The sequence below is a fragment of the Arthrobacter yangruifuii genome (genome assembly GCF_009192775.1).
Taxonomy (GTDB): domain Bacteria; phylum Actinomycetota; class Actinomycetes; order Actinomycetales; family Micrococcaceae; genus Arthrobacter_B; species Arthrobacter_B yangruifuii.
Genome location: NZ_VTFX01000005.1, coordinates 483,455 through 503,776, shown reverse-complemented (window position 1 = coordinate 503,776; position 20,322 = coordinate 483,455). Strand labels below are relative to the sequence as shown.

Below are 20,322 nucleotides of genomic sequence, written 5' to 3'. Positions count from 1 at the left end.
CGGTCCCGCCTCGCGAAGATCTGCGCCCTCAAGTACGCTGTTCTTCCGTTTCCAGACACTCACGCAGTTCCGCGCGGCCGGAAACGCGTAGCTTCGCGAAGATACGGCCGAGATGCCAGTCGACGGTCCGGGGCGAGAGATGCAGCGCCGCAGCGAGGTGGGAACTGCTGGTTCCCGCCGCGGCGCCCAGTGCCAGCCGCTGCTCGAAGCCGGTCAGTTCCGGCAGCCGGTCGGTTACGGAATGAGAGGTCCGCAGCATCCGGTAGCTGGTGTTCGCCAGCCGGGTTGCGGCGCGCAGCCGTGGCCTGTCCGCCGCTCCGCGGGACAGGTCTGCCGCATGCCGGGCCGCCTCATGGGCCATCAGGAACTGTCCCCGCCCGTAGGCCCGCTCTGCCGCCCGGAGGATGGCGGCGGGCTCCGACGCCGTGAGACCTTCGGCCAGCTCGAGGTACATCCGGGCGGCGTCCCCGCTGCAGCCGGCTGCCGTGGTGCCGAGTTCCCCTGCTGCTCCGGGCCTGCCCTGCAGCGCAGCAGCGGCGAGGACCAGGAGGGTTCCGGGCAGGTCCGGGCCGGTTCCGGCGGCAGCGGCACTGAGGCCGCGGACAGCGCACAACCCGGAAAAGCATGCCGTGAGATCGGCCCACGGACCGGTGTGCACCGCCACGGACGCAGCAGGATCACCCCGGTCCGGCCCGGGATCGCCGGGAACGGCAGCGGCCAGGTAGGCGCGCGCTGTTTCGACGTCGTCAAGCACAAGGCATGCATAGGCTGCGGCGGTGCGTGCCAGGGCCAGCAGATGGGCGGATCCGTCTTCCTCGAACTGGGCAATGGCCCGTTCCAGACAGTCCAGGGCGCGGTCGGCACGTCCGCCCAGAGCGTGGACGGTGCCCCCACACAGGTCATTTCCGCCGTCAAGCTCCGTGTCCGCTGCGCCCTGCTCCGTCCTTGCCAGCAGGTCCGCAGCCTGGTGCACCTCACCGCACCGCAGGAAGACATGGAAAAGCTCTGAAGCAAGGTCCGGACGCCGCCCGCCGTCGGCGTCGGGTTCGGTCGATGCGTCAAGGCACACCCGGGCGGCGGCCGCGGCCTCCTCCCAGCGGCCGCGGCGGGACAGATCCGCGGCAGCGTAAACCGCTGCGGTGGCCGCCGTCCGGCGGGCAGCCGATGACGGTTCCCTGCCGGTACGCAGGAAAGATCCGCCGGCGACGGCGTCGAGCCGGGAACGGATCTCGGCGGCCCGGCCGTGCGGGACCAGGGCCGCGGCAGCCGCCGCGAGCACCGGGTCCTTGAGCTGAACGGTACCGGGCGGACCCGAGGTGAGAAGGCGATCCCGTTCGAGCCTTTCAACGGCGGCCGGATCAGCGACCTGCAGGAGCAGGAGCGGGGGCACGGCCCCGGCCACCGCGAGTACATCCGCCGCATACCGTTCCGCCGGACCAAGTCCGGAGGTTTCCGCTGCCACCCGCTCGGCCAGGGCGCCGGAATACGAGACCGCCCCTGTCCAGACAAGGGTTCCGCGCCGTTTCAGCACCGTCCCGGCATCGAGTTGTTCCCGGAGGAACATGGCCGAAAGCAGCGGATTGCCCAGGGCCCTTGCCTGCACCTGGGCCACGACTCGATTCGAGACCTTTCCTCCGGCCAGTTCCTCGAGCAGCACCCGGGTAGCTGCGGGGTTCAGGGGCTCGAGGGCCTCCCGGTGTACCGATCCTTCAGCCCACCAGCGCACGAGTTCGCTGCTGCAGGAGGACAGCTCCCGGACCGTGGCCAGCAGGAGGGCGCAACCGGCCCTGCACAGCTGGAGAAGAACGGCCACCGAGGCATTGTCCAGCTCGCCCATGTTTTCGACGGAGATCACCAGGCGGCGTCCGGCTGCCTTCTCCTTCAATACCCTGCGGACAAACTGGAGTACATACACCGGATCGGACAGGAGCTCCGGGGGCAGTTCACTCAGGAGCCACAGGAGACCGTCGAAATCCTTCCCGGCCCAGGAGGCGCTCCCCCGCAGCTGCAACACGGAATAGCCGCTGCCAAGTCCCGCCAGGACCGTGGCCATTACGGTGGACTTCCCGGCCCCCGCTGCCCCTGTGACCAGGACGCTCTTGCCTTCGGTCAGTGCTTCCATTGCTCCTGCGGCCGCATTCCTGATCTGGGCCGGGACGGCTTCGGCACGAGGGCCGGGCTCCCGGCTGCCGTCGGGGCTTCCACGGAGTAGGGCAGCTTCCATGGAACGGGCTCCTCCACCGGTTGCGCGGTGCTGTTGATGCCGGCATTCGGAAGTGCCTGCGGATAAGCGTTCGGGAAGGAGCCGGCGGCGGCTGGGGGGACACCCCGGTCTCAGAGGGCATCGACGCCGCCGGCTCCGTATGTGGGACCCGAAGTTCCCGGGCACCGCGGGCGGTGGGCCTAGGCCCGGTCCGCATCCGCACCCAGTGAACCGTGGGTAGCGGTTTTCACTTTACGAAGCCCGGATTGGCGGCGCCCGAGTAAAACCTACTGGTGTTTCCGGCGGAAACTACTCGGCGCCCACGATCCGGTTTTGCAGTCCGGATGGCTGGTCCAGCTGGGGAAATATTTCCTTCAGTTCTTCCCTGCGGCTGATCCCGAGTTTTTCGTAGGTCCGGTAGATATGCCCTTCTACCGTACGGACGGAGAGGTTCAGCATTCCGGCGATTTCAGCATTGCGATGTCCGTCCGCGACCAGCGCTGCTATGTCGCGTTCCCGGCGGGTCAATCCGGGAAGGGAACCCCGGTTGCCGCTTCCACGCCGCCCGGTGAGGCGCTCGATCCGGTTGAGGACGTCCTTGTTGTTGCTCCTGCGGGCCAGCCGCAGCGCCTCGGCGAGGCACTGCTTGGCCAGCAGCTCATCCATTTCCGGATCCGGGTCGGCAACCAGGGCAGCAAGGGCCGCACAGTCCTGGTCGACGACGGCGCGGGCCACCCGGTTGAGCACAGCCGCCTGTGGTCCCTCGAATCCCTCCGTGACCTTCAGCAGGCGGCCGGCGTCGTCGAACCCGCCCAGCCGCAGGTACAGGTGGCGGAGGGTGAATTCCACCGCCGTGAACGAACGCTCCTGCGCCTGCTCCGCGCTCTCCCGCAGCGCCTTCATGGAGGCCTCGTCCGAATCCCACAGATAGCGGCCCCCGGCGAGGATTCCTTCAACCAGCAGCCGGAACTGTTCCGGTCCCCGCGGGGCGGTCCTTCCGGCCTCCGCGAGCATCCTCCCGGCGAGGTCCCGCTGGCCCAGGCTGCCGGCTGCAAACGAACCCAGGGCCAGGGCCAGCGGCAGGATGCCCTGGGGATCGTGGAGGGCCGCAGCTTCCGCCGCGGCGGAAAAGTGCCTGGCGGCGTCATCGGGGGCATTGGAGCGCAGGCGGCTGATACCGAGCGCAAAATCAACGACGCCGCCGGAATACAGAAGCGCCGGCTGGACGGGCGAGTCCACAGACCCAACCGTCTCCTGAAGCTGTTCCCATTCTCCGAGCCATCCGAGCACGTCGAGGTGCCGGTGCAGGACGAACGTACCCATCAGCTGTGACTCCGCACTGCCGTCCTGCAGCATCTGCATGGCAACCGTACTGTGTTCGAGTGCGGTTTGCGCCCGCCCCGTCGCCATGAGGACTTCTGCCGTCAGTGCCTCTGCACACAGGATCGCGTCACGGTCTGCGCTCTCCCGTGCACGGCGGAGCATCTGGGCCAGTTCCAGTTCTGCGTGGACGTAGTCGCCCTCCCTGACCATGCGCAGGATCCCGAGCAGCTGGGCCCCGCAGCGGGCACGTTCCACAGCTTCGAGCGGCTCGTCTTTGGACAGCCGGTCGATTACGCGGGTCCAGGCGAGGGCCAGCGGGCCTGCCCAGTCCGTCTCCCCGGTGGCTGTCATGGCGAAACGGATATGCACCAGCATCGCCTGTTTTACGGTGTGCAGATCCGGGGCCTGCTCCAGTGTTCCCTCCAACGCCGCGGCGGCCGGGCCGGCTTCCCCGAGCAGCAGCAGCGCGCGGGCCTCCTGGACCTGTGCGGGTATGCGTAGCTTCCCCTGGCCGACGGCAGCGGCTGCGCGGAGGGCCAGACGCGGATCGGAACGGTTGTTCGCCGTTTCCGCCGCGAACAGCAGCTGCTGCTCCGGGATGTCGGCTCCCAGCGCCAGGGCCCACGAAATGCGGCGGAGCACTCCTTCCTCCCCCACCTCCACACCGTCGAGGGCGTGCTGCAGCTGCTGAAGCAGACGCGCGCTTCGTACAGCCGGCACCATGCCGCGGACAACATCTCCGTAAAGCGGATGCATCGGACGCAGGACCTGGCCGAGACGGGCATCCGCCGAGACCTTGACCAGCAGCGAATCCGTCAGCCGGTCCACCGACTCGTGCAGGCCCAGCCGGAAGCCAGCCGTCAGCGGCAGGGGTTCCGCCAGGCAGATGACCTCCATGGCGGCGCGGTCCTCGTGGTCCAGGCCCCGGATCTGGGTCTTGACCAGATCGCCCACGCGTCCGCCCACCGGGAGGGCCCCGTTGGTCGCTACCCAGATGCCCTGCCGCTGGACCAGGAAGCCGCCGCGCACCGCTTCATCAACCACCGCCAGCAGGTACATCGGATTTCCACCGGTGAGGCGGGCCAGCTCAACAGCTGCCGCAGCACTGATCTGGCCTTGGAGTTCCTGCTGGCACAGGCTGAGCACTTGCCGTTCGTCCAGCGGGAGCAGACGGTGCCGGGACAGCTGGCCATCCCACGTATGCGGCAAGACACCGGAAATATCCTGGAAGGACCGGGTCAGGACAAGGAGCCGGATATGGCGGGCCTCCAGCAGCTGGGCGAGCAGGTCGAGGCTGGGCCCGTCAATGTCATGCGCATCATCGACGATGATCAGGGGTTCTGCACCCTGCCCGGCCGGCAGCCCGCCGGCCGTTTCCGACAGTTTGCCTATCAGGGCACGCATCACCGCCAGCGGAGATCCGGTCTGCCCCGGAGCGAGGTCCGGCAGGAGGGAAGCCAGCGCCCCGTACGGAACACTCTGCAGGGCCGGGCTGGAATAGACCCAGTGCACGGGCATCTTTTCCTGCAGCTTCTGCGCAACTGCCGCAGCGAAGGCAGTCTTCCCCAGCCCTGTTTCCGCGGCAACGGCCGCGCCGTGTCCAGCAGGCCGGGTCAGGCTCTCGAGCACGGAGGAAAGGACAGTGTCCCGGCCCATCAGCGGCCGCGGGTTCAACCCGTACATCCTCTTCCCCCATCGGTTCCTAGACCAGAATCTCCGCCAACTCGGATCGGCCGGAGACGTGGAGCTTTGCGAAGATCTTTCCCAGGTGCCACTCGACTGTTCGGGGAGAAAGGTTCAGCTCCCGGGCTATCTGCGTGGTGGTCGCTATCGTAACCGCCCGTTGCGCAAGATCGGCCTCGAATTGGCTCAAGATCGCCAGTGTTTCCGCGCGGCTTCCGAGGTGGTGCATGCGCCGCAAACTGGCATTGACCAGGGCACGGGCCGTTCTGGCCAGCTTTTTCCGTTCCGCTGAGCTGCCGTTCGCCAACCGGTCCTCTGCAGCCTGTGCAGCGTCCCGGGCCAGCAGGTAGTGTCCGCGGTCATTGAAGCCCTTGGCCGCTGTGACCAGCAGCGCCGGATCATCACGGAGGATCCCGGCTGCGAAATCCGCCACCAGTTCACTGAACCGCCCGCTCACCTCCCGCGCCGTCGAGAGGACCTCTGCCGCGGCCTGCCTGTCACCCTTCCGCACCGCTGCCGAAAGAAACAGCAGCGCCGGTGCTGCGTAGCCGGCTGCCCGGGCAGATCCCGCTTCAGCGCGTAGACGGGGAACGGCGTCGTCGGTGGTGTCGGTGAGAACGGAAAAATAGCGGAGCAGGAAATCCTTGGCATATCCCGGCCGCCTGCCTGCCGCCTTCTGCTGTCCGGGCAGTCCCGCCGCCTCCGGATGCTGTTCGCGGCGGACGTATGCCGAAAGGACCCGCGCGAGCGGCAGCATATCCTGCGGGTCGTCAAACCGGAGCTGCGCCATGGCGCCGGCGAGCGCATCCCGGGCTGCACGGTCCTGCCCCTGCCAGGCCGCGAGGACGGCCACGGCCAGCTCGCCGGCGGCACCCTGATAGGACGGCCGGACACCAAGGTCATCAAAGGAACGAACAAAGTCCGCCGCCAGGCCGAGCTCACCGGTGAGGATGTAGGCATCGAAAATACGGGTGCAGACCTCCCCCGCATTCCCGGGGTGGACGGCGTAGTTCTCCGGCGGACCCAACCGCTTCAGGACCTGCAGTGCTTCAGAGTTCCGTCCGGTCAGGGCAAGCACGTGCGCGTGCAGCGCTGCGGCCTCCATCCGGGTGAACGGAGTCAGGGCACTGTCCCCGGCAAGCTCCGCGAGGCGGTCCGGCACGTCCCGGACACAGCCCCCGTCCGCCGCCAGCGCACTCCGGGCCATAACCACTGCCGCTTCCAGCTCAGGGTGCTCACCCTCCGCCGGGCACGATACTTCCACAGCTGCCAGTGTCTGCAGGGGATCTCCGGACCCCGGCAGGCGGGCCTGGGTCCGGACATGCAGCAGCATCAGCGGAACATAGCTGGAACGCTCCTGCGGGACCAGCTGCGGCTCCGCGTCCTGCAGGACGCGGACAGCCTCCGGGAGGTGCCCGGCCAGGTGCAGGGCACGAACCTCTTCAAGGACCAGTTCCTGGCTGCGCCGGTCCCGGGGCACCGTCCGGACGAACCGGAGCGCCGCCGCCGGGTCCGCGCGCCTGTTGGCGGCACGCGCTGCACGAAGAATCTCCGCCGGAGGAACCTCCTCCCCGCAGGACAGTGTCCAGCCCACGTACGCCATCAGTTCCTCACCATCGAGATCTTCGGCGTTCACCAGCGCGGACGTGTCTTCCCACAGTTTCCGTTTACGCCCCGGCGGAATACTCTCCGCGATGACCGTTCCCGGGGCCCGTCCCCTGAGCCTGACGGCCGCCGGACTGCCGGCTACGGAAATGATCTGCTGTTCCTCCAGGGCATCCACCCGCGAAGCCGGCAGAAATGCCAGGACACTGGACAGGGGCAGGCTCACGCATTGAGCAAGGATCTCCACCAGCCGCCGTTCGGCTGTGCCCAGCCTGCCCAGCACCTTGCCCAGCACTTCACTGACTTCCCCGGTGTGGACGAAGGCAGCAATGCGGACCCAGACGGCATCCCGAAGAGCAAGGGTGCCGTGATGGACCTGGGCGGGGGTCAGAAGCCTGACCAGCAACGGATTGCCTTCGCTTTCCCGCCACATGGTGCCTGCAGCGAGGGAGGACACCTGCCCGCCGAGGAGCTGCTGCATGAGCAGGCGGGTCTCCCGCTCGGTCAGCGGATCCAGTTCCACCCGCTCCAGCAGTCCCTCGCTCCACAGCCGGACCAGCTCTTCACTGATTTCCGAGTGCCTTGAGGCGGTGGCCAGCACGGCGATATTCCCCCGCCGCAGCAGCTGGGACAGAACCATGATGGAGAACCGGTCCAGCCGGTCCGCGTTATCCACCAGGACCAGGACCCGGCCCTGTCCGGTGCGCGAGGAAAGGGAGCGGTTCAGTTCCTGGAGCAGCTGCAGCGGATCCTGCTCGGCGCCTTCGGGCACGTAGCTGAGGAGGAAGGCCAGCGCACCGTACGGGGTCCGGGCGGAAATAGCGGTGCCGCGTACCGGAACAATGCGGAAGTTCTCCTGGAGACGGTCTGCTACGGCGCGAAGCACGGCAGTCTTCCCGACGCCCGCACCGCCCAGAATGACGGCTCCCGGCCTGCCGGCAATCAGATCCGCACAAAGCCCGTCAAGAACCTCGTCCCGCCCGATCAGCTCAACAACAGGTGACGAACTCTCCATTGACCGGCCCACGCCCCCCACAAAGCCCGCATGGGATCCGGAATTGGACTCCACGGCAGCAACTGCTTAGGAAAAGGAGCATACGGGGCACAGCCGTGCGCGTCTAGGGACAATGCGGGGCAAATGTCTTTAGACGGGCACGGCTGTGGAGTCTGCAGCACCGTGGCTGAGGAACTCGGTGACGACGCAACACGGTGGATGATGCAGCGGGAAAATAAGGGACCGACGCCGGGATGGGGGTGGCCCAGTCTCGGAGGCCTCCCGACGTCGGCCCCGCTTTGGGAGCCCTGAAGGCTGGTTCCATTTTAGGCCGGGCAACGGAACCATAACAATGGTTCCCCGCTATTCCCGTCGCTGGAAAACTACTCCATTCCGGTCCGGTGCTACCTAGTGCCTGCGGGTCAGGCGCCCGCGCTGTGGAACTTCTGCTGGGCAGCCGTCAGGCCCTCCGTCAGGAGCAGCTCCACGGCGTCGGCGGCGTCGTCCACGAGGAACGGCAGCTCCTTGGCTTCGGTGCCGGAAAAGTCCTTCAGGACGTAGTCCGCGGTGTCCATGCGCCCCGGCGGACGGCCGACGCCCACTCGGACCCGGAGATAATCCTTGGTGCCCAGGGCCTTGCTGATATCCCGGAGGCCGTTGTGTCCGCCCTCTCCCCCGCCGAGCTTGAGCCGGACGGTGTTGAACGGAATGTCAATCTCGTCATGCACCGCCACGACATGCTCCGGGTCGATGTCGAAGAAACGGGCCAGGGATGAGACCGGCCCGCCGGACAGGTTCATGTAGGTCAGCGGCTTGGCCAGCACCACCCGCGGACCGCCGATGCCGAGGCGTCCCTCCACAATGGAGGCGTGTGAGCGGTGCGTCTTGAATTTCCCGCCCATGCGCGTGGCCAGCTCGTCGAGGACCATGGCGCCGATATTGTGCCGGTTACGGCTGTAGCCGGGCCCGGGGTTTCCGAGCCCGGCTACAAGCCAGGTGTTGCTGTTCACTACGGGTACTGCTCCTTCGCTAAGAACCGGACGGCTCCGTTCCTCAGGAGCAGACGCCCGAAGCTGGTTAGACTTCGGCGCCGACTTCAGCGGCTGCCACGGCAACCTGCTCGTCGGAGGGAGCGCCCAGATCCTGGACGGTGGATTCGGAGATGTTGATGATCATGGTCTCCGGGTCCAGCAGCAGCTCGACGCCGGAGGGCAGTTCCAGATCCTTGGCGTAGATGTGCTCGCCGGCCGTACGGCCTTCGATGTTGACGACAATGGTCTCCGGCAGGTTGGTGGCGTCGGCGGCAACCAGGACGGTGTTTGCTTCCTGGTTGAAGACGGATTCGCCTGCGGCCAGTTCGCCTTCAACGTGGACGTTGACCTCAACCTCGACCTTTTCGCCCTTGCGGACGGTCAGGAGGTCGATGTGCTCGATGATCTGCTTGATCGGGTCGCGCTGGATGTCGCGGGCCAGAGCCAGGTGGGACTCGCCGTCGACGTCGATTTCCAGCAGGGCGTTGGAGGTGCGGACGGCCAGCGTGGTGGCCTTGGCCGGCAGCAGGATGTGCAGGACATCGGCGCCGTGGCCGTAGATAACTGCGGGGATCTGGCCGGCGACGCGGGCCTTGCGGGCTGCGCCCTTGCCGAACTCGGTGCGGGCGGTTCCTGCGAGCTTCTGCTCAGACATTGCTACTCCTGTAAATGGTGTTCCGTGGTTGCCGTGACGGCTTCCCTGGGGCGTAGGCGCCGGTTTCGGAACAATGCACCGCACGGACCGGACTGCGGTCCCTCGTGCGGTTCAGAAGTTGCCAGCCACCGTCGATAACGGAGTTCGTCCGGAATTCTCCGGGCCGCTCCCTCGCCTAGGCATCTTTTTCAATATTAGCAGTACAAGTCCGCCCGCCCGAACGGCGGCAGGGCCGGGTTCGGACGGGCGGACGGTCGGACGGTCAAGCCGTGCGGTGAGGGCCTAGGCCTTGCCGTCGAAGAGGCTCGTGACGGATCCGTCTTCGAAGACCTCCTTGATGGCCCGGGCAATCAGCGGAGCGATCGACAGCACGGTCAGCTGCTCGAAGCGCTTGGCGGCCGGGATCGGCAGGGTGTTGGTGACCACTACCTCGCGGGCGCCGGACTCGGCAAGGGTCCGTGCGGCCGGATCGGAGAACACTGCGTGGGTGGCCGCAATGATGACGTCCTTGGCGCCGGCCTCCTTGAGCACGCGGACAGCGCCGGCGATGGTGCCGCCGGTGTCGATCATGTCATCGATCAGCACGCAGGTGCGGCCCTGGACCTGGCCCACAACCTGCTTGGACACTGCCTGGTTGGGGACGGTCAGGTCCCGGCTCTTGTGCACGAAGGCCAGCGGGGAACCGCCAAGGCGTTCGGCCCACTGCTCGGCGACGCGGACGCGGCCGGTATCCGGCGACACCACGGTGACGTTGGAAACGTCAACGCGGGTGCGGATGTAGTCGGCCAGCAGCGGAATGGCCATCAGGTGGTCCACGGGGCCGTCGAAGAAGCCCTGGATCTGGGAGGTGTGCAGATCCACGCTCATGATGCGGTCCGCGCCGGCGGTCTTGTACAGATCCGCAATCAGGCGGGCCGAAATCGGTTCGCGGCCGCGGCCCTTCTTGTCCTGCCGGGCGTACGGGTAGAACGGTGAAACCACGGTAATCCGCTTGGCGGAGGCCCGCTTCAGGGCGTCGACGGTGATCAGCTGTTCCATCAGCCAGTTATTCATCGGTGCCGGGTGTGCCTGGATGACGAAGGCGTCGGTGCCGCGGACACTCTCACCGGGACGGACATAGATCTCGCCGTTTGCGAAGTCATAGGCCGCCAGCGGCAGCAGATCCGTGTCAAGACAGCGTGCAATCTCCTCGGCCAGCTCCGGATGTGCCCGGCCGGTGGCAAGGACAAGCTTCTTTTCACCTTGTGCGGTGATTTCGCTGCTCATTAATGATCGCTTTCTCGCGTGGGGGAATCAGTTACTGAGGAAGAAGTCTTGGTGGCTGCGGCCGCCGCGGCTTCCGCCGCGGCAGTTCCGGGGCGCTTGTCCAGCACCCACCCGTCGAGGTTGCGCTGGGGCGCCACGTTGATCGCGAGGGCACCGGCGGGCACATCCTTGCGGACCACCGTTCCGGCTCCACTGTACGCTCCGTCGCCCACCGTGACGGGCGCCACATACATGTTGTCGCTACCCATACGGACATGGGATCCGATGGTCGTGTGGTGCTTATTTACGCCGTCGTAGTTCACGAATACGGACGCGGCGCCGATGTTGGACTGCTCGCCGATGGTGGCGTCCCCCACATAGGAGAGGTGCGGAACCTTCGACCCGGCACCGATGTCGGCGTTCTTTGTCTCGACGAAGGTGCCGATCTTGCCCTTGGCGCCCAGCACGGTTCCGGGACGCAGGTACGCGAACGGTCCGACGCTGGCTTCGGCGCCCAGTACGGCGTCGCTGCCGTGGGTCCGTACTACGTGCGCCCCCTCGCCGACGGTGACGTTGGTGAGCGTGGTGTCCGGTCCCACGACGGCGTCCCGGGCGATGCTGGTGGAGCCGTGCAGCTGGGTGCCGGGCAGGATGGTGACGTCTTCATCGAGGCTCACCCCGGAGTCGATCCAGGTGGTGGCCGGATCCGCGATGGTGACGCCGGCGCGCATCCACTTGTCCAGAATGCGCCGGTTATGTTCGGCGTTCAGGGCGGCCAGCTGGACACGGTCATTGGCGCCTTCGACCTGCCATTTGTCCTCGGTCACGACGGCGGCGATCCGGCCGCCGGCGCTGCGGGCGATGCCCAGGACATCGGTCAGGTACATCTCGCCCTGCGTGTTGGCGGACGTGACGGATTCCAGTGCGGTGCGCAGGACGGCGGCGTCGAAGGCGTAAATGCCGGAGTTGATCTCCTTTACGGCACGCTGGGCCTCGGTGGCGTCCTTGTGCTCCACGATGCCGGTGACGGTGCCGTCTTCGGCGCGCATCACCCGTCCGTAGCCGGAGGGGTCAGCAAGCCTGGCGGTGAGCACGGTCACGGCATTGCCGTCCGTTTCATGCACCGCGACGAGGTGGCGCAGGGTGTCCGCCTCAAGCAGGGGGACATCGCCGTAGGTCACCACGACGGTGCCTTCCAATTCCGTCACGGCGTCCAGGGCCGCGACAGCGGTCTGGACGGCACGGCCGGTGCCCGGAACGTCATCCTGGTCCACGATGACCGCCCCGGGGACGCATTCGGCGGCGTGCGCGGCAACGAGGTCCCGTTCATGGCGGACCACAACGGCCAGGAAGCGCGGGTGCAGCGCGGAGGCTGCGGCAAGTGCGTGGCCGAGCATCGATGTGCCGCCCACTGGATGCAGGATCTTGGGGGTCCGGGACTTCATCCGGGTGCCGGCGCCGGCCGCGAGGACGATCACTGCCGACAAGCTGCCGGTGGAGCCTCCACTGGTTCGGACATCATTGGTGGTCACGAAATGGCGCTCCTCGGTGGTACGGCCGGCAGATAGCTGGTGCACGGCAGCCCTTCACGGACCTACTGCACAGCGTTCCGCCCATAGGATTCGAACCTATACTCCACGGCTCCAAAGGCCGGGGTGCTGCCATTACACCAGGGCGGACCATATGCCCGGCTTGCCGCGCACACAAGAGTTTAGTCTGCCATGGGAGCCGAGGTGTTCGCGACTTGAGTCGCGCAGCCCACGGCCGCGCCCGCCGTGGGCACCGGGCCCGCGTGGGTACACTTATCCGGTGGCAAAGACTTCCGCCGGCGGCTCACGCCCGCGCATGACCGGCGTCCAGCGACGCGCCCAGCTCATCGAGGTGGCACGCGGCCTGTTTGCCCTGCGCGGCCTCGACGGCGCGACCATCGAGGACATTGCGGCCGCGGCCGGCGTGTCCAAACCGGTGGTGTACGAGCACTTCGGCTCCAAGGAAGGCCTCTACAACGAGGTAGTGGACATCGAGTTCCAGCGGCTGCTGAAGGTGATGACGGAGTCCCTCAGCGCCGACGCCGGCCCCCGGGTGCTGGTGGAACGCGCGGCCTACGCCCTGCTGGACTATATCGAGAACTTCACCGACGGTTTCCGGATCCTCACCCGCGACGCACCCCCGGCCCAGCCGGAGGGAACGTTTTCCACCCTGCTGTCCCGGATCACCCGGCAAGTGGAACATATCCTGTCCAAGGAGTTCGGCAGCCGCGGCCTGAGCGCCGAGGTGGGCGGAATGTACGCGCAGATGCTGGTGGGCATGGTGGCCATGACCGGCCAGTGGTGGCTGGACACCCGCACCCCGGACAAGGCCACCGTGGCGGCGCATCTGGTGAATCTGTCCTGGAACGGGCTGGCGGGGCTGCAGAAGGATCCGAAGCTTTCCCACATGCCGGCTCCGGGCTTCGCCGCGGTATCCCCGGACGGCGACGGCGACGGCGGGGACGGTCCCGCGGTCCTCCGCCTTTCGGCCGTCCTGGTCCGGGACGATGCCGGCCGGATCCTGCTTGTCCGCAAGCGCGGCACCTCCCGCTTTATGCAGCCCGGCGGAAAGCTTGAGCCCGGCGAGAGCTTCGCCGAGGCCGCGGCACGCGAAGTCGGCGAGGAGCTGGGGCTGACCGTTGCCGCCGCGGAGCTGGAGGATCTGGGCCGCTGGTACGGCCCGGCCGCGAACGAGGACAACACCTTCATCGACGCCGGCCTGTTCGCCTGGACCCTGCCCGCCGGGAGCCCGCAGCCCGAGGCCGCGGCCGAAATCGAGGAACTGCTGTGGGCCGCACCCGCTGCGGCCGCCGAACGCACGGACCTCTCACCGCTGCTGAGCGAGCACATCCTGCCCCGGCTGCTGGGCTAGGCGAACCGGGTGGTGCCGCGGCGGGAGCCGGGGCCTACTCGAGGATTTCGGAGGCCTCCAGCCACTGCATTTCCAGTTCCTCCTGCTCGGCGGCAACAGCCTGCAGCTTGGCGTTGAGCTCACCGATCAACTCAAAGTCCGCACCGCCTGATTTCTGCGTCGCGTCGCTCATCTGCGCATTGATCTTCTCCGCCTGCGCGGTCAGCTTGCTCAGCTGGCGCTCGATCCTGGTGAGGTCCTTCTTCGCCGCCCGCTTCTCAGCTTCCGAAGCGCCGGAGCCGGCCAGCGCCGTCGTCGTTCCGCCGCCGCCCGAGGGCTCGGCGGCTGCCGCATGACCGCCGGGGCGGGACGCACCCGCGGCAGCCGCACGGGCCGCCTGGGAGGAACCCCGGGCTGCCGTGGACGCGGACGAGTTGGCCGCCAGGGCGGACGCCCGCAGTTCCAGGTACTGGTCCACACCGCCGGGCAGGCCGCGGATCTTCCCGTCGCCGAGCAGGGCAATCTGGTGGTCGGTGACACGCTCGAGCAGGTAGCGGTCGTGCGAAACCACCACCAGGGTTCCGGGCCAACCGTCCAGGACATCCTCAACCGCCGCCAGGGTGTCGGTGTCCAGGTCATTGGTGGGTTCGTCGAGCATCAGGACGTTGGGTTCGCCCACCAGCAGGCGCAGCAGCTGCAGCCGCCGGCGTTCCCCGCCGGAGAGTTCCCGCACCGGTGTCCACTGGCGCTGGGCGCTGAAGCCCAGCTGTTCCACGAGCTGGCCGGCGGACAGCTCGCGGCCGCCCACGTTGAAGACCCGCTTCTCGTTTTCGATGACCTCGATGACACGCTGGTCCGCCACCTCGTCCAGTTCCTTGACCTCCTGGGTCAGGACCGCGGTCTGGACCGTCTTGCCGCGCTTCAGCCGGCCGGAGGTGGGCTCGATCTCGCCGTTGAGCAGGCGCAGCAGGGTGGTCTTGCCGGCGCCGTTGACGCCCACCAGGCCCAGCCGCTCCCCCGGCGCCAGCCGCAGGGTGATGTTCCGGAACAAATCCGTATTCCCCAGCGTCAGGGACACGTTCTCCAGGTCCAGCACGTCCTTGCCCAGGCGCGCGGTGGCCATCTTGTTCAGGGACAGCGTGTCGCGCGGTTCGGGAACGTCCGCGATGAGGTTGTTCGCGGCCTCGATGCGGAACTTCGGCTTCGCGGTGCGGGCCGGAGCACCGCGGCGCAGCCAGGCCAGCTCCTTCTTGACCAGCTGCTGGCGCTTGCTTTCCACCACGTTCGCCATCCGGTCCCGCTCGGCACGGGCGAGGACGTAGGCGGCGTACCCGCCGTCGAACGGATCAACGACGGCGTCGTGGACTTCCCAGGTCCGCGTGCAGATTTCATCCAGGAACCAGCGGTCGTGGGTGACCACCAGCAGGCCGCCGTCCGTGGGACGCCAACGCTGCTTCAGGTGCCGGGCCAGCCAGGCCACGCCTTCGACGTCGAGGTGGTTGGTGGGCTCATCGAGCATGATCACGTCATCGTCGCCGGTGAGCAGCTTGGCCAGCGCCACGCGGCGCTTCTGCCCGCCGGAGAGCGAGGAGACCTGCGCGTTCCAGTCCACTTCCTGGATGAGGCCGCTCATGACGTCGCGGATCCGTGCGTTGGACGCCCATTCGTAGTCGGCGGCGTCACCGACAATGGCCTGACCCACGGTCAGGTCCCCGTCCAGCACGTCCGTCTGGTCCAGGTAGCCCACCGTGACATCACGGCGGCGGGTGACCCGGCCGTCGTCGGGGGTCTGCCGTTCGGCCAGGAGGCTCATCAGGGTGGATTTGCCGTCGCCGTTGCGGCCGACCATGCCAATCCGGTCGCCTTCCTCAAGGCCAAGGGAAACACCATCGAGGATGGTGCGCGTGCCAAAGGAAATGCTGAGGTTCTCAGCACCAAGCAGGTGTGCCAATCGGTACTACTTTCTGTACGTCGCGGGTGCGGAAGTGTCGGCGGCCGGAAGCACGACGGCGCCCTCGGCCGGCCCGTAGACGGCCAGGGCATCGTGCCCTTCGGCGCGCAGGGCCCGGGCCAGGGCGGACGCGGCGGGCTCATCGGCTGCCAGGAAGGCCAGTGTCGGTCCGGAGCCGGAGACCATCCCGGCCAGGGCGCCGAGCCGAACCCCTGCATTCAGCACAGCGCCCAGTTCGGGGGCAAGCTCCAGTGCTGCCGGCTGCAGGTCATTGACTAGAACGCCTGCGAGGCCGGCAGTGTTCCCGCGGGCCAGGGCGGTGAGGACCGCGGAGTCCGCCTCGGTGGGTTCCACCACGCCGGTGCCGGCCCGGAGGCGGTCCACGGCGGCATAGACCTGCGGGGTGGAGAGTCCGTAGGACGCCGGTACCAGGACCCAGTGCAGCCGGCCGGGAGCCGGTACCGGGGTGAGCCGGTCCCCTACCCCGAGCCCGGCGGCTGCCCCGCCGAGCAGGGCAAACGGTACGTCGGCGCCCAGTCCGGCCGCCAGCTCCGCGAGCTCATCCCGCGTCAACCCTGCGTTCCACAGTTCGTTGCACGCGACCAGCGCCGCCGCGGCGTCTGCGGATCCGCCGCCCATTCCACCGGCCACGGGCACGCGTTTAATGATGTGCAGGTGGACGCCGGCGTGCGGCAGGCCGGCCCGGGAGGCGACGGCGCGGGCGGCGCGGGCGGCAAGATTGTCCCCGTCCAGGGGTATGCCTGCGTCGGGGAGCCGATGATCCGGATCGCTGAGCGTCAGGCGGATTTCATCCGCCGCCAGCGCGGTGGCGGTGATCTCTTCGAAGAGGGACACCGCCAGATAGACGCTGGCCACGCCGTGGTATCCGTCCGGGCGGAGCGGACCTACCCGAAGCGAGACGTTGATCTTGCCGGGGGTCCGGACACTGACAGAGCGCGGCGCGGGCATTTCCGGGATTCCTTTATCCTCAGGCAATGAGCGGCTTCCGGGCTTCGGCTATCCGGGCAAACGCGGTGATATCCAGAACCTCGCCCCGGGCGCTGGGGTCCACGCCCGCGGCCCGCAGCGCCTTCTCCGCCTCGGCAGGACTGCCTGCCCAACCGGCAAGAGCGGCGCGCAGCGTCTTGCGGCGCTGGGCAAAGGCCGCGTCAATAACGGCAAACACTTCTTCGCGGGTGGCGCGGGTCTGCGGCGGTTCGTGCCGGACAAACCCCACCAGCCCGGAGGCGATCTTGGGCGCCGGCCAGAACACGTTCATGCCGATCACGCCGGCTTTGCGCATCTGTGCGTACCAGGCGGCCTTCACCGACGGCACCCCGTAGGTCTTTGATCCCGGTTTGGCAGCCATCCGGTCTGCGACTTCGTCCTGCACCATCACAAGGCCGTGCTGCAGGGACGGAAAGTGCTCCAGCAGGTGCAGCACTACGGGGACCGCAACGTTGTACGGCAGGTTCGCCACCAGGGCCGTGGGCTCGGCGGGCAGCTCGGTGATCCGCATGCCGTCGCCGAGGACAACGTGGAGGCGGCCGGCCGCGCCGGGCCGCCGTTCGGCCACGGTTGAGGGCAGTTTGCCGGCGAGAACGGGATCGATTTCCACGGCCACCACTGACTCGGCGGCGTCGAGGAGACCGAGAGTGAGCGATCCCAGGCCCGGCCCCACTTCCAGCACCGTTTCCCCGGGAGCCAGATCGGCGGCAGCCACAATCCTGCGGATGGTGTTTCCGTCAATCACGAAGTTCTGGCCAAGCGTCTTGGTGGGGCGGACTCCGAGTTCTTCCGCCAGCGCCCGGATATCCGAGGCGCCAAGGAGCGCGGGGACGGGTGTTCGGGGGGCAGGCTCGGATTCTCTCACCCAGTAATACTAGCCGAGCCGAGCGGATCCGCCGGAGCCGGCGGTTTGGCTGCGGACGGTTCCGGAACGGCCCGCGGTCCCGTTTTCCCGCCGCCCCGGACCGGGCGGAAAGCAAGTAAGGAGTTCACCGTATTGCCGGCCGTTAGTACCGAATGCTCTGCCGACCCCGGACACCCGCCGGTAGCATCAGGCGCATTGCCGGCACACCGGCGACAGAGTGCACACCCCAGGATCGGCGGTATCCATAATGGGCAGATTATTCGGTGAAAAACTGCGGTCGGAGCGGCAGCAGAGGAACATGACCCAAACCCAGCTGGGCTCCGGACTCTTTCGGCTGCGGGACATTTCACTGCTGGAAAACGGGCGGAGGGAACCCGCTCCGGGCATAGTCCGGCTGCTCTCGGACCGGCTGGCGGCGGCCGGGACGGGCGGGGCGGATGAGGGCGCCCTCTTCCTTGAACTTTCCGCCCGGCAGGCGGTGGACGAGCGGGACTACAGTACGGCGTGCCTGATGGCGCAGGCAGCGGCGGAAGCTGCGTTGGCGGAGGGGGATTCCGACGCTTGGTGGAACCTCACCTACCTCGCCGCCCGCTGCTTCTGCACCATCCACGCCTACCGGGACAGCATCAGGACCGCGTCCGGCCTGGCCCGTCACGGGCTGGCGTCGGAGCGCCGGGACCGGGCGGCGCAGGCGGAAACCCTGCTCGCCACCGCCTACCAGGGCATCGGAGAACTAGGCGCCGCAGTTGACCACGCCCGCAGGGCAGTGGACCTGGTGCAGGGATCCGAGGCCGGGGTGGCGGCTTTCATGGATACCTGCGAGACGCTGGTGACCGCGCTGGCCGAGGCGGGGCAGGTCGAAGCGGCCTGGGCTTACTGCTGCACCCTGGTGCTGCCGGTCCTGGAGACGGATCTCAGCTCCCAGACAAAGGGCAAGGCGCTTTGGGCCGTGGGCAATGTGGCGTTCCGCCGCGGTGACAAGCGCACCGGGCTGCTGCACCACCGCGCTGCAGGAAACCTGCTTCGGCCGGAGTTCGATGTCGAGTTGTGGGCCCGGTTCAACAACGCGACGGCCGCCGTCCGCCTCGCCGCAGGCATTCACGACGACGAGACCCTGGCCTGCATCGAACACGCGGAGGCGGCAATGTCAGTGGTGGGGCTGTCCGGTCCCGAGGAGCTGGAGCTGGCCCACAGCCGGGGTCTGCTGCTGGACCTGAACGGTGACCATGCCCGGGCGGTGGGACTGCTATCCGACGTGTACATCCGCCGGGATGAACTTTCGCCCCAGGACTCGGCTGAACTGGCCCTGCACCTCGGCCTGGCCCTGGCACGAGCCGGGCAGGCCGACGCCGGTTCCGCCTACCTGGCAGACAGTGAACGGTCCTTCCGCTCGGCGGGCGCCGGAGACAGGGCCGCGCATGCCGCCGCCCTGGCCCAGGACCTCGCTTCCTGCTGAACCGGGTCCGGCCGGCCCCTGGGAAGGGAGCCGGCCGGAGCAGGTGTCGGCGGGAACAGGCACCGGGGAAAGATGTTCCGTGGGGAAGCGGTCCGCCTAGAGCAGGCCGAGCTTCGCGGCGCAGGACGGCCAGTGGCCCCATCCGCCGTTGGCGCGCAGCTTCTCAGCCACGGCGATCTGCTGTTCGGGAGTGGCCTCACTGGCCACCGGCGCGTAGGCACCGCCACCGGCGCCGAGCCAGCTGCCGGAGCTGAACTGCAGGCCGCCGTAGTAGCCGTTGCCGTTGTTGATGTGCCAGTTTCCACCGGATTCACACTGTGCCAGGGCGGCCCAGGTGCCGGAGGCGGGTGCTGCGCCGCCTGCGGCGGGAGCCGGCCGGGCGGCAGCGGGCGGTGCGGCAGCACCGGCCGCCGGGGCGGCGGGCTTGGCTTCCACGGGTTTCCTGGTGCCCTTGGCCACGGTTTCCGCCACCGGTTCCCGGACAACGCTTTCCTTGACGAGGGTCCGGCTGATCTCCTTGCCGTCCACTACGGTGACCGAGAAGACCCGTGACCGTTCACCGTTCACTCCGGCGGTGGTCACCTTCGTTTCGCCCTCGGGAAGGTTGGCATCCGGCACCTCGGTGCTCGAGAAGGGCACCGGCTCCGTAACTGTTTCCTCAACGCCGGCCGCAACGCGCGTGACCTTCAGGCCCATGCCGTCCACCAGGGCGGCACTGCGAGGGGCCGACACCTGGTCCGCCGTACCCAGTTTCACGCCTGACTCCTTGAGCAGGTCCCGGACGGTCCCGGCGGTGGTGCTGCGCTCGTGGGTTTTGCCGTCCACGGTCACGAACACCGTTTTGGGGGTGGAGATGAAAATGCTGCCGTCCAGCCCCTCAAGGGAGGTGTCCAGCGGGGCGGAAACGGCGGAGGCTGTGGAAACCCGGAGTTCCTCGACCAGGTCCTCGACGGTCTCGCCGGTGGTGTGGACCGTGGTCCCCTTGCCGTCCACCATGACATCCACTGCAAGCGCCCGCTGGACGTCGATGGTGGTGCCGTCCTCCACGGCGGCGGCCGGTTCCGGCGTCACCCGGTCCGCGGAGGTGACGGAGACGTCCGCCTTTTCCAGGACATCGGCCACGGTGCCGTCGAAGGTCTGCACTGTCCGGCTTTCGCCGTCAACAACCAGCACCACCGATTTGCTGGCGCCCACGAAGGCCACCATTCCCAGCAGGAGACAAACCAACACGGCTGCCTGGCCGACGATCTTTAACCCACGCTTTGCGAGTGAACTTGCCACGAGATTCCAAACGGTCAAAGAATCCGGGCACGGGGACTTGAAGCGCCCTGCGCTTCCAGCGCACACCACCTCAGGGCGGTGTGCGCAGAACGCGGCCAGGCACAGGCTTGGCGGAACGGAACCTGTACGCGCAGCGGCTTCC

Annotated in this window: 13 protein-coding genes, 1 tRNA gene and 1 pseudogene; 3 read left to right on the top strand and 12 right to left on the bottom strand. The window is 67.8% G+C overall.

Annotation, left to right across the window (positions count from 1 at the left end; genetic code table 11):
• Positions 1–28 precede the first annotated feature (28 nt).
• From GD627_RS13205 to GD627_RS13170, 8 genes are all read right to left on the bottom strand, one after another.
• Complete coding sequence (locus tag GD627_RS13205) at positions 29–2,122, bottom strand: LuxR C-terminal-related transcriptional regulator (RefSeq protein WP_194266052.1); 2,094 nt, start codon at positions 2,120–2,122, stop codon at positions 29–31.
• A gap of 390 nt (positions 2,123–2,512) precedes the next feature.
• Positions 2,513–5,209, bottom strand: coding sequence for a helix-turn-helix transcriptional regulator (locus GD627_RS13200; RefSeq protein ID WP_152272874.1), 2,697 nt, complete (start codon positions 5,207–5,209; stop codon positions 2,513–2,515).
• Positions 5,210–5,228: 19 nt separating this feature from the next.
• Positions 5,229–7,829, bottom strand: a complete 2,601-nt coding sequence (locus GD627_RS13195; protein WP_152272873.1) for a LuxR family transcriptional regulator — start codon at positions 7,827–7,829, stop codon at positions 5,229–5,231.
• A gap of 401 nt (positions 7,830–8,230) precedes the next feature.
• The gene (gene pth / locus GD627_RS13190) at positions 8,231–8,818 is read right to left on the bottom strand and encodes an aminoacyl-tRNA hydrolase (RefSeq protein ID WP_152272872.1); all 588 of its coding nucleotides are present in this window, start codon (positions 8,816–8,818) and stop codon (positions 8,231–8,233) included.
• A gap of 67 nt (positions 8,819–8,885) precedes the next feature.
• Positions 8,886–9,494, bottom strand: coding sequence for a 50S ribosomal protein L25/general stress protein Ctc (locus tag GD627_RS13185; RefSeq protein WP_152272871.1), 609 nt, complete (start codon positions 9,492–9,494; stop codon positions 8,886–8,888).
• A gap of 282 nt (positions 9,495–9,776) precedes the next feature.
• A complete protein-coding gene (locus tag GD627_RS13180) occupies positions 9,777–10,760 on the bottom strand; it encodes a ribose-phosphate diphosphokinase (RefSeq protein ID WP_146363596.1) in 984 nt (327 codons plus the stop codon).
• Positions 10,760–12,271 carry a bifunctional UDP-N-acetylglucosamine diphosphorylase/glucosamine-1-phosphate N-acetyltransferase GlmU gene (glmU, locus tag GD627_RS13175; protein ID WP_281350001.1) on the bottom strand — a complete coding sequence of 504 codons (1,512 nt, stop codon included), beginning with the start codon at positions 12,269–12,271 and terminating at the stop codon, positions 10,760–10,762. Before glmU ends, GD627_RS13180 begins: the two co-directional genes overlap by 1 nt.
• 75 nt (positions 12,272–12,346) lie before the next feature.
• A tRNA-Gln gene (locus tag GD627_RS13170) sits at positions 12,347–12,418 on the bottom strand.
• A 166-nt stretch (positions 12,419–12,584) separates the two neighbouring features.
• Here GD627_RS13170 and GD627_RS17055 point away from each other — a divergent pair.
• A pseudogene (locus GD627_RS17055) lies at positions 12,585–13,169 on the top strand (TetR/AcrR family transcriptional regulator); the annotation flags it as partial.
• A 6-nt stretch (positions 13,170–13,175) separates the two neighbouring features.
• Positions 13,176–13,640 carry an NUDIX hydrolase gene (locus GD627_RS17050; RefSeq protein WP_210250511.1) on the top strand — a complete coding sequence of 155 codons (465 nt, stop codon included), beginning with the start codon at positions 13,176–13,178 and terminating at the stop codon, positions 13,638–13,640.
• 34 nt (positions 13,641–13,674) lie between these two features.
• On the opposite strand, the gene GD627_RS13160 is transcribed toward GD627_RS17050, so the two are convergent.
• The 3 genes from GD627_RS13160 to rsmA are packed head-to-tail and all read right to left on the bottom strand — an operon-like array spanning position 13,675 to position 17,443.
• Positions 13,675–15,570, bottom strand: coding sequence for an ABC-F family ATP-binding cassette domain-containing protein (locus GD627_RS13160; RefSeq protein ID WP_152272869.1), 1,896 nt, complete (start codon positions 15,568–15,570; stop codon positions 13,675–13,677).
• Between the two features lie 6 nt (positions 15,571–15,576).
• The gene (locus tag GD627_RS13155; RefSeq protein ID WP_152272868.1) at positions 15,577–16,539 is read right to left on the bottom strand and encodes a 4-(cytidine 5'-diphospho)-2-C-methyl-D-erythritol kinase; all 963 of its coding nucleotides are present in this window, start codon (positions 16,537–16,539) and stop codon (positions 15,577–15,579) included.
• Between the two features lie 19 nt (positions 16,540–16,558).
• Entirely contained in the window at positions 16,559–17,443 is an 885-nt protein-coding gene (rsmA, locus tag GD627_RS13150) for a 16S rRNA (adenine(1518)-N(6)/adenine(1519)-N(6))-dimethyltransferase RsmA (protein ID WP_146363604.1), read from the bottom strand.
• 298 nt (positions 17,444–17,741) lie between these two features.
• Here rsmA and GD627_RS13145 point away from each other — a divergent pair, with 298 nt between their 5' ends.
• A complete protein-coding gene (locus GD627_RS13145; RefSeq protein ID WP_152272867.1) occupies positions 17,742–18,899 on the top strand; it encodes a hypothetical protein in 1,158 nt (385 codons plus the stop codon).
• 96 nt (positions 18,900–18,995) lie between these two features.
• Here GD627_RS13145 and GD627_RS16960 read toward each other — a convergent pair whose 3' ends face one another.
• A complete protein-coding gene (locus GD627_RS16960) occupies positions 18,996–20,180 on the bottom strand; it encodes a resuscitation-promoting factor (RefSeq protein ID WP_281350000.1) in 1,185 nt (394 codons plus the stop codon).
• Positions 20,181–20,322: the final 142 nt, after the last annotated feature.

What these genes read in the sequence shown, in the direction of transcription:
- GD627_RS13200 (WP_152272874.1), bottom strand. Translation starts at nt 5,209, where the DNA reads ATGTACGGGTTGAACCCGCGGCCGCTGATGGGCCGGGACACTGTCCTT.
- GD627_RS13185 (WP_152272871.1), bottom strand. Translation starts at nt 9,494, where the DNA reads ATGTCTGAGCAGAAGCTCGCAGGAACCGCCCGCACCGAGTTCGGCAAG.
- GD627_RS13205 (WP_194266052.1), bottom strand. Translation starts at nt 2,122, where the DNA reads ATGGAAGCACTGACCGAAGGCAAGAGCGTCCTGGTCACAGGGGCAGCG.
- GD627_RS17050 (WP_210250511.1), top strand. Translation starts at nt 13,176, where the DNA reads ATGCCGGCTCCGGGCTTCGCCGCGGTATCCCCGGACGGCGACGGCGAC.
- GD627_RS13195 (WP_152272873.1), bottom strand. Translation starts at nt 7,829, where the DNA reads ATGGAGAGTTCGTCACCTGTTGTTGAGCTGATCGGGCGGGACGAGGTT.
- GD627_RS13155 (WP_152272868.1), bottom strand. Translation starts at nt 16,539, where the DNA reads ATGCCCGCGCCGCGCTCTGTCAGTGTCCGGACCCCCGGCAAGATCAAC.
- GD627_RS13145 (WP_152272867.1), top strand. Translation starts at nt 17,742, where the DNA reads ATGACCCAAACCCAGCTGGGCTCCGGACTCTTTCGGCTGCGGGACATT.
- GD627_RS13180 (WP_146363596.1), bottom strand. Translation starts at nt 10,760, where the DNA reads ATGAGCAGCGAAATCACCGCACAAGGTGAAAAGAAGCTTGTCCTTGCC.